The organism is Methylibium sp. (assembly GCF_013817345.1).
In the GTDB taxonomy this organism is placed as follows: Bacteria; Pseudomonadota; Gammaproteobacteria; order Burkholderiales; family Burkholderiaceae_C; genus Methylibium.
Genome location: NZ_JACDCW010000045.1, coordinates 21,369 through 30,661 on the forward strand (window position 1 = coordinate 21,369; position 9,293 = coordinate 30,661).

Consider the following 9,293-nt stretch of genomic DNA (forward strand, 5'->3'; position numbering starts at 1 on the left):
TTGCCCCCATGTTCTCAATGTCCACCTTGAATTCAAGCCCTGTGCGCCCGACTCGCAGTCAGGCCAACCGAGCCGCTCCTGCTGCTCTCGCGACTTGAACGCCGCCTCATCAGCAAATACACCGCCGGCACCACGAACATCGACAGCAGCGGCGCCGTCACCATGCCGCCGACCATCGGCGCGGCGATGCGCTGCATCACCTCGGAGCCGGTGCCACCGCCGAACATGATGGGCAGCAGGCCGCCGATGATCACGGCCACCGTCATCGCCTTGGGCCGAACCCGCAGCACGGCGCCTTCGCGGATCGCGTCGAGCAGGTCTTCATCGCTCGACTGTCCGCGCGCCAGCCGCGCCTCCCAAGCCTGCTTGAGGTAGAGCAGCATGATCACGCCGAACTCGGCCGCCACGCCGGCCAGCGCGATGAAGCCGATGGCGCCGGCGACGCTCAGGTTGTAGCCGAGCGCCCAGAGCAGCCAGAAGCCCCCTACGAGCGCGAAGGGCAGCGTCGCCATGATGAGCAGCGCCTCGCCTGCGCGCTTGAAGGTCAGGTAGAGCAGCACGAAGATGATGAGCAGCGTCGCGGGCACGACGACCTTCAACTTCGCGGTCGCACGTTCCAGGAACTCGAACTGGCCCGACCACGAGACCGAGTAGCCCGACGCGAGCGGCACCTGCTCCGCCACCGCGCGCTGCATGTCCCGCACGGCCGAGGCGAGATCGCGCCCGCGGATATCGACGTACACGAACCCGGCCAGCCGCGCGTTCTCGCTGCGCAGCATGGGCGGGCCGTCGTTGATGCGCACGCGGGCCACGTCGGAGAGCACGATGCGCGCGCCGCTTGCGGTGAGGATCGGCAGGCGGCGCAGTGCGGCCAGCGAGTCGCGGATCTCGCGCGGGTAGCGCACGTTGATCGGAAAGCGCTGCAGGCCTTCGATCGTCTCGCCCACGTTCTCGCCCCCGACCGCGGTGCTGATGACCGACTGCACGTCGGCGATGTTCATGCCGTAGCGGGCGGCGGCGTCGCGGTCGATCGTGACATCGACATATCGCCCGCCGGTCAGTCGCTCGGCCAGCGCGCTGCTCACGCCCGGCACTGTTTTCACCACGCGCTCGATCTCGCCGGCGATGCGGTCGATCTCCTTCAAGTCCGCACCCGCGACCTTCACGCCCACGGGGCTCTTGATGCCCGTTGCCAGCATGTCGATGCGGTTCCTGATCGGCGGCACCCAGATGTTGGAAAGTCCCGGCACCTTGACGATGCGGTCGAGCTCCTCGACCAGCTTGTCGGGCGTCATGCCCTCGCGCCATTCGCTCTTCGGCTTGAACTGGATGGTCGTCTCGAACATCTCCATCGGCGCCGGGTCGGTGGCGGTCTCGGCGCGGCCGGCCTTGCCGTGGACAGACTCGACCTCAGGCAAGGTCTTGATGAGCCGGTCGGTCTGCTGCAGCAGTTGCGCGGCCTTGCCCGGCGAGAGGCCGGGCAGGGCGGTGGGCATGTAGAGCAGGTCGCCTTCGTCGAGCGGCGGCATGAACTCGCTGCCGATGTTCATGATGGGCCAGGCGGTGCTGGCCAGCACGAGCAGCGCGGCCAGCAGCGTCGTGCGTGGCCAGGCCAGCACGCCGTTCAGCAGCGGGCGGTACACGGCGATGAGCAGGCGGTTGAGCGGATTGCGTTGCTCGTTCGGAATGCGCCCGCGGATCAGGTAGCCCATGAGCACCGGCACCAGGGTGACTGCGAGGCCGGCGGAGGCGGCCATCGCATACGACTTGGTGAAAGCCATTGGCGAGAAGAGACGGCCTTCCTGCGCCTCCAGCGTGAAGACCGGGATGAAGGACAGGGTGATGATGAGCAGCGAGAAGAAGAGGGCGGGGCCGACTTCGACGGCAGCGTCGCCGATCACGCGCCACTGGTCTTCGCCTTCCAGCTTGCGGTCCGGGTGGTCGTGATGCCACGCCTCGATGTGCTTGTGCGCGTTCTCGATCATCACCACCGCCGCATCGACCATCGCGCCGATCGCGATCGCGATGCCGCCGAGCGACATGACGTTGGCGTTCACCCCCTGGTAGTGCATGACGATGAAGCTCACCAGCACGCCCAGCGGCAGCGAGACGATCGCCACGAAGGCCGAGCGCAGGTGCGCCAGGAACACGAGGCAAACAAGCGCGACGACGATGAACTCCTCGATCAGCTTGTGGCTCAGGTTATCCACCGCACGCTCGATCAGTCCCGAGCGGTCGTAGGTCGGCACGATCTCCACGCCCTCCGGCAGGCCGGCCTGCAGCGACGCGAGCTTTGCCTTCACCGCTTCGATCGTCTCCAGCGCGTTCTTGCCGGAGCGCATGACGATCACGCCGCCCGTCGCCTCGCCCTCGCCGTCGAGCTCCCCGATCCCGCGCCGCATCTCAGGCCCGATCTGCACGCGGGCCACGTCGCCGAGCCGTACCGACACGCCTGCGGCAGTCGCAGTGAGTGGAATCCTGCGGAAGTCGTCCGTTGAGGCGAGCAGGCCCGAGGCGCGCACCATGTACTCGGCCTCGCCCAGCTCGAGCACCGAGCCGCCGGCCTCCTGGTTGGCCTGCTGGATCGCCTCGATGACCTTTGTGTGCGGGATGCCGTAGGCCTGCAGCTTGTCGGGATCGAGCACCACCTGGTACTGGCGCACCATGCCGCCGACCGTGGCGACCTCGGCCACGTCGGGCACGGTCTTCAACTCGTACTTCAGGAACCAGTCCTGCAGGGCGCGCAGCTGGCCGGTGTCCATCTTCCCGCTGCGGTCGATCAGCGCGTACTGATAGATCCAGCCCACGCCGGTGGCGTCCGGCCCGAGCGCCGGCTTCGCCGATGCGGGCAGCCGCCCCTGCACCTGGTTCAGGTACTCCAGCACGCGCGAGCGCGCCCAGTACAGATCGGTGCCGTCCTCGAACAGAACGTACACGAAGGAGTCGCCGAAGAAGGAATAGCCGCGCACCGCCTTCGCGCCCGGCACCGACAGCATGGTGGTGGTGAGCGGGTAGGTGACCTGGTCCTCGACGATGCGCGGTGCCTGGCCGGGGTAGGGCGTGCGGATGATGACCTGCACGTCCGACAGGTCGGGCAGCGCATCGAGCGGTGTCTGCAGGAGCGACCACACACCCCAGGCCGTGACGCCCAGCGTCGCCAGCAGCACCAGGAAGCGGTTGACGATGGACCAGCGGATCAGCGCGGCGATCATCGCGAGGCTCCGGGCGCCCTTGAGGCAGCGGTGGGTGGCGGCATCGCGGACGGTGCCGACGCAGCAGGCGCCATCGCAGGCGCCGCGGACGATGCCGGCGCGGCCGCAGCAGGACCGGAAAGCGTCGGAGACGGTGCAGGCGGCAGCAAGCGCAGCCGGGTGATCTGCGGTCCGTCGTCGGCCATGTAGAACTCGAACGCGACGCGGTCGCCGACGGCCAGGCCGCGCGGCATGTCGCCGGCCGGCGGCGGCAGGAACATCATCGTCATCGAATCCCACTCGATGCTGGGGATCGGGCCGTGGCTCAGGGTGATGCCGTCGGGATCGATGGCTTCGATCAGGGCTTCGCTGCCGTGGCGCTCGGCGCTCGTCGCCGCACTCTGCTCGGGCGTGTCGTTCAGCCGCGCCTCGACGCCGCGCAGGCTCGCTTCGGATTCGATCAGGAACTGCGAAGACACCACCACGCGCTGCCCCGCTTTCAGGCCGCTCTCGATGACGGTCTGACCGCCGTATTCGATGCCCGCCTCCACCTCGACCGGTGAGAAGCGCCCGCCTTCCTCGGCCAGCAGCACAATGCTGCGCCGGCCGGTCCGGATCAGCGCCTCGGTCGGAATCAGCAGCGCTTTCTCCTTGCGCGTGTCCATGAATTGCAGGGTCACGAACATGCCGGGCGAGAGCTGAAATCCGGGGTTGTCGAGCTCCACCCGGGTCTTGACCGTGCGCGTGGCCGCATCGACCTCGGGCAGGACCGCTTGCACTGTTCCCCGGAACACTTCACCCGGCACCCCTGGAGCGCGCGCCTGAACCTTGGCGCCGCGCTGCACCAGCGCTGCCTGCGCCTCTGGCACCTCCGCCACTGCCCACACCGTTGCGAGGCCGTTGATGCGCGCGAGCAGCATCCCGGGCGCAACAGTCATGCCTTCGCGCAGGGCGAGCTCGGCGACCACGCCGGCCGAGGGCGAGACGAGCGTCAGGCGCGGACGCACTTCGCCGGCCTTTTCCACACCGGCGATCTGCGCGGGCGTCATGCCGGCCAGGCGCATGCGCTGGCGCGCGGCATCGACGAGCGAGGCGTCCGCCCCGGCCGCCTTGCGCAGCGTCAGGAACTCCTCCTGCGCCGCCACCCATTCCGGCACATAGAGCTCGGCGATCGGCTGGCCTTTGGCCACTCGGTCGAGCGTGGCGCGCACGTGCAGCTTTTCCACATAGCCCATCGCACGCGCCTGCAGCACCGTCTGGTCGCGTTCGTTCCAGGTGATGCTGCCCACCGCCGAGGTCTCGGGCTGCAGCACGCCTTCCACGACCTCGGTCGTGCGCACGCCCAGGTTCTGCTGGATGCGCGGGCTGACGGTCACCTTGCCCTGGTCCTCGGCCGCGCCGCCGCCGTACATCGGCACCAGCATCATGTCCATGAAGGGCGACTTGGCCGGCGCGTCGAAGCGTTTGCCGGGCACCATGGGGTCGTGGTAGTAGAGGACCGGGTTGCCGGTGGCCGGATCGACGTCGCCCGCCTTGATGCCCTGCTCGATGTGGCGGCGGGTGGCGGCCTCCCCCGCAGCGATGCTGCTGGTCGGGTCTTCGGCGGGCTCGGTCGGCGCCGAAGCGCTCGCGGCGCCTGCACCGCCCATGCCCATGCCGCGGTTCATGCCCAGCGAGTAGAGCGCGTAGCCGCCGGCGGCCAGAGCCGTTGCGAGCACGACGGCGACGAGCACGCGTTTGGAGGTCGATTTGGATTTCATCGTGCGGCCTTCTGGCTCGGATAAAGGGTCGAAGACGTGCCGGTACCGGCATCGCTGCGGGGATCAAGGAACTCGAGCTCGGCCCACAGACGCGCGATGTCGGTCTCGACGTCCAGGCGCTCCATGTGCACCTCGATCGCATCGCGGCGTGCCTCCAGCACGGTCGGCAAGGCGCCGGTGCCGGCCCGGTAGGCGCTCAGCGCCGCGCGGCTGCGCTGCTCGGCCAGCGGCAGCAGGGCTGCGTCATGCCGGCGCAAGCGCTCCTCATGGCTTTGCCACTCCTGCAGCATCGCGCGGATCTCGGCCTCGCGGGCACGCTGAAGGTCTTCCCGCTGGGCCCGGGCTTCCTCGACCATCGCCAGCTTTGCCGCCAGTTCGCGGTCCTGGCGCTCGCCCTGCCTCCATTGCAGAGGCACCGACAGATTGATCGACGCCATGTCGGAGAAGGCGGAGCCGCGCTTGCTGTACATCACCTCGACGCTCCAGTCGGAGCGCCTCTCGGCTCGCGCGACCTCGGCCTCGGCCTGGGCCACCGCCTCCTGCTGCAGAGCCACCGCGATCCTCGGTTGCCCGGTCACTGCCGCCGTCAGATCTCCTCCCGTCCATATGGGGCGGACGAGCGTCGGTCGCGGCGCGATCGGTCGCCCGGCTGCATCGCCGATCCAGCGGGCGAGCTGCGCCTTGGCCACCGCGATGCGGCGCTCGGCCTCGGTGATGCGGTCCTTGATCAGCTCCACCTGGCTGCGTGCCGTGAACACATCGGCCTGCGCACCCTTGCCGCTGCGATAGAGCGAATCGGCTGCCTCCACTTCCAGCTCCGCCCGGGCCTGCTGCCCGATCAGCAGTTCGCGCAGCGATTCCTGGAACGAGCGTTCCAGCCATGCCAGTGCCGCGCCCTGTTGCAGCTCGGCCGCGGTCTGCCGCTGTGCCACGACAGATGCCTCGACCTCGCGCTCGGCAAGTCGTGTACGCGCGCGACGCTTGCCTGCGCGGGTGAACTCCTGCATCACGCCGACCGAGCGCATGGTCATGAAATCGCGCCCGAGCGTGAAGCGGTCGGGTCCGTCGATCGGCAGATTGGTCAGGCTCAGCTTGAGCACCGGGTCGGGCAGCTGGCCGGCCGCGACGGCCCTCTCGCGCGCCGCCTGCGTCTGCAGGCGGTCGGCGGCCAGCAGGCGCGACTGCGACGTGGCGGCTGTGACGGCAGCCTGCAGCGTGAGCGCCTCGCCGCTTTGTGCGAGCACAGGCGGGCTGACGAGAGCCGCGACGAACGCGAGGGCGAGCGCCCGCAGGCGCAGCGCAGGCAGGCCGGGCGGCCTGCGCGAGAAAAACAGATTCATGGGAACTCCTGAAGATCGCAAACCAAGGGCCGGGGCAGGACGCCCCGGTCACCGAGCCGGACGCTTCAGGAGATCAAATGCGATAGCAGCAGTGGAGGATGCTGTGCGCCGTGGGCGGCGTGCGGTCGCGGCTGCGCCGCTGTGCCTGCCAGGCACTGGCCTGGGCCGGCTGCTCCGCCGCAGCCGTCACCATGAACAGGGCGACCAGCGCCGGCACGGCAAGCGACGCGGTGGCTTGCTGATCGACCGTTTGCGAGCCGCCCTTGCAGTGCTCGAGGCACAGGCCGGGCTGCTCGGGGTCGAGCGCCGGCAGGGTGCCGTCGGCCATGAACTGCGCGCAGGGCTGGCCCGCCATCGACGCCGCATCCACCGCGGCCGAGGGCATTGCACAGGCATACGCAGCCGAGGCCATCTGCAGGAAGAGCAGCGAGGCGATCAGCCATCTGGAATACCAGATGCGGGTGTTGCGGGCAGGGCGCAGGTTCACGGGCGGGAGGATATCGCGGTTCGTTCGGCGAGCGCGCAGGTCGGTTGTTTAGAGGGCCAGGCTTTGGGGGCACAAGGCCGCCGCCGATTCGTCGGGATGGCGGGTCTCCAACTTACAGCGCCTTGGAGCTGCCGGCTTGTCATTCGGCAAGACTTGCACCGTGAGGCCTGCGCGCAATCACGGTGGCGAAAGACTTGAGGCGTGCGCCGGGCGCTTCGAAGTCGTCGAACGCCGAATGCAGCACTTCCCACCGGGCAAACTGATCCGCCAGCTCGCCACGCGCGAACAGGCAATGGCCGCCGGCGTCGAACATGTCCATAAAGGTCGTGCCCTCGACCAGAACGTTGACGATCGCCGTCCCGCCCTCGCGGACATGGGCCTGCATATCGGCCAGCGAGCGCCGCGCGTTCGGGCAATCGAAGAACATCAGCAAACCGATCGACACGATCGTGTCGAAGTCCTCATCGATGGCGTAGTGGCTCAGGTCTGTCTGCCGGGCCCGGATGTCGAGCTTCTCGGCGGCCGCGACGCCGCTCAGATGACCGATGGCTGCCGGGCTGGCATCGAGCGCCAGCACCGAGCAGCCCCGCCGCGCGGCCGACACCGCCAAGTTGCCCATGCCGCAGCCGAGGTCCAGCACCCGTCCGCGCAGATGCGGCAGCGCGGCCCGCTCGAAAGGGTTGAGCGCCAGCTCGTGCTCGCGGACCTGTCGTTCGAACTGCTTGTCGAAGAACTCGATGCTGTGGTTGGAACTCATGCTTCGGCACTCCCCGGTTCAGACCGTCCTCGCGCGCAGCGTCGCACCGTTGCGCTTGATTCGCAAGCAACGCGAGCATGGCCTTGCGCCGCAATGGAGGCGCTGGCTCGGCGTCTGCGTGGGCGTGGGCACCCGCAACAGCGACAGGCAGCGACGCCTCGGCGTTGCTCAGGCACGCATCTTCGCGGGTCGCAACTCGCCGCGCGCCTGCGCGATCACCGAGCGTGCCGCGCTCAGGCCGAGCACGCCCATCACCGACGCCACCGCCAGGTCGGGCCAGCCGCTGCCGGTGCCGAACACGCCAAGCGCCGCCGCCATCACCGCCACGTTGCCGATCGCATCGTTGCGGCTGCACAGCCAGACCGAACGCATGTTGGCGTCGCCCTCGCGCCATGCGTACAGCATGAGAGCCACCGACACGTTGGCCACGAGCGCCAGCGCGCCGATGGCGCCCATCGTCACGGGCTGTGGCGCGCTGCCGGTCGCGGCGCTCCACGCCACCCTGCCGAGTACGAAGATGCCGAAAGCGCCCATCGTGAGGCCCTTGAACAGCGCCGCGCGCGAGCGCAAGCCGGCGGCCATGCCCAGCACCAGCAGCGAGATGCCGTAGTTGGCCGCGTCGCCGAAGAAATCGATCGCGTCGGCCAGCAGGGAGACCGAATCGGCACGCAGGCCGCCCGCCAACTCGACGGCGAACATGGCGGCGTTGATGACCAGCGCGGCCCACAGGATGCGGCGGTAGCGCGGGGACCGCGCGGCGGCGGTGGTGGCACAGCCGGGGCTGCAGCAGGAGTCGCTCATGAAGGGTTTCCGAAGTCCATGCGGGTATTCGAAACCCTGAAGCTGCTGCAGGGTCAAGCGGCTAGGATGCATTGGTCTTTTCAACACCTTTCCTGCGGCCTGTGCCGGCCATCGCCATGGTGGTTCTCGTTGGCATGGCCCTCATCGCGCTGCAACCGGGCGCCGGCACGCGCTGAACCCTGCGAAGGAGGCCCGTCATGAAGATCGGCGAACTGGCCAAGGCCACCCGCACGCCGGTGGAGACCATCCGCTACTACGAGCGCGAGCGCATGCTGCCGCCGGCGCCGCGCAGCGACGGCAACTACCGCATCTACGCTGCGGTGCATGCCGAGCGGCTGGCGTTCGTGCGGCACTGCCGTTCGCTCGACATGACGCTCGACGAGATCCGCCTGCTGCTGCGCCTGAAGGATGCGCCAGGGGACGACTGCGGCGAAGTCGACGCCTTGCTCGACGAGCATATCGGCCACGTGGCCACACGCATTCACGAGCTCAGGCAGCTCGAAAAGCAGCTCAAGACGCTGCGCGAGCAGTGCGCCGGACCGAGCGACGTCGCGCACTGCGGCATCCTGAATGAACTGAAGCAGGCGGCTTCGACGTCTCGCTCGCCGGCTGCACGAAGCCCGCAGCATGTCCGCGGTTCGCACCGCGGGAAGCCGGCGCGCAAGTCGTCCTCATAGCGGGGCAACCTTGCCTCGTCAACCGCAGCAGCCGCCTTGCACACCCTGCTGCTGCACCGGCGGGCAGGGCACCGTGCCGTACGAGCAGAACACGCAGCAGTCGCCCGGCTTCGGCGTGAGGAGCGAACGGCATTGCCCGCACTCGTAGAACCATAGGCATGCGTCGGTCGGCATGCGCTCTTGCCGGACGTGGCCGCAGTGCGGGCAGCTCAGCATGGAGTCCGCCACAAGCTCGCTCACATCGCCAGGCCGGGAACGAGCACCAGGGACGCGTTCAGCA

At 68.8% G+C, this 9,293-nt stretch carries 8 protein-coding genes; 1 reads left to right on the forward strand and 7 read right to left on the reverse strand.

Going from position 1 to position 9,293, the window contains the following annotated elements; genetic code table 11:
* Nucleotides 1–32 precede the first annotated feature (32 nt).
* The 6 genes from H0W40_RS10400 to H0W40_RS10425 form a co-directional block, all read right to left on the reverse strand.
* Nucleotides 33–3,212 carry an efflux RND transporter permease subunit gene (locus H0W40_RS10400; RefSeq protein ID WP_292445900.1) on the reverse strand — a complete coding sequence of 1,060 codons (3,180 nt, stop codon included), beginning with the start codon at nt 3,210–3,212 and terminating at the stop codon, nt 33–35.
* Nucleotides 3,209–4,951 (reverse strand): efflux RND transporter periplasmic adaptor subunit, encoded by a 1,743-nt coding sequence (locus tag H0W40_RS10405; protein WP_292445902.1) that lies wholly within the window; start codon nt 4,949–4,951, stop codon nt 3,209–3,211. The genes H0W40_RS10400 and H0W40_RS10405 overlap by 4 nt, the downstream gene beginning before the upstream one ends.
* Nucleotides 4,948–6,291 (reverse strand): TolC family protein, encoded by a 1,344-nt coding sequence (locus H0W40_RS10410; protein WP_292445904.1) that lies wholly within the window; start codon nt 6,289–6,291, stop codon nt 4,948–4,950. Before H0W40_RS10410 ends, H0W40_RS10405 begins: the two co-directional genes overlap by 4 nt.
* A 73-nt stretch (nt 6,292–6,364) precedes the next feature.
* The gene (locus tag H0W40_RS10415; protein ID WP_292445906.1) at nt 6,365–6,778 is read right to left on the reverse strand and encodes a hypothetical protein; all 414 of its coding nucleotides are present in this window, start codon (nt 6,776–6,778) and stop codon (nt 6,365–6,367) included.
* A gap of 139 nt (nt 6,779–6,917) precedes the next feature.
* Nucleotides 6,918–7,535 (reverse strand): methyltransferase domain-containing protein, encoded by a 618-nt coding sequence (locus H0W40_RS10420; RefSeq protein WP_292445908.1) that lies wholly within the window; start codon nt 7,533–7,535, stop codon nt 6,918–6,920.
* Nucleotides 7,536–7,703: 168 nt separating this feature from the next.
* Nucleotides 7,704–8,336, reverse strand: a complete 633-nt coding sequence (locus tag H0W40_RS10425) for a cation transporter (RefSeq protein WP_292445919.1) — start codon at nt 8,334–8,336, stop codon at nt 7,704–7,706.
* Between the two features lie 197 nt (nt 8,337–8,533).
* On the opposite strand from H0W40_RS10425, the gene cadR reads away from it, so the two are divergent.
* A complete protein-coding gene (gene cadR / locus H0W40_RS10430) occupies nt 8,534–9,013 on the forward strand; it encodes a Cd(II)/Pb(II)-responsive transcriptional regulator (RefSeq protein WP_292445921.1) in 480 nt (159 codons plus the stop codon).
* Nucleotides 9,014–9,031: 18 nt separating this feature from the next.
* On the opposite strand, the gene H0W40_RS10435 is transcribed toward cadR, so the two are convergent.
* Nucleotides 9,032–9,253, reverse strand: coding sequence for a GDCCVxC domain-containing (seleno)protein (locus H0W40_RS10435; protein WP_292445925.1), 222 nt, complete (start codon nt 9,251–9,253; stop codon nt 9,032–9,034).
* Nucleotides 9,254–9,293: the final 40 nt, after the last annotated feature.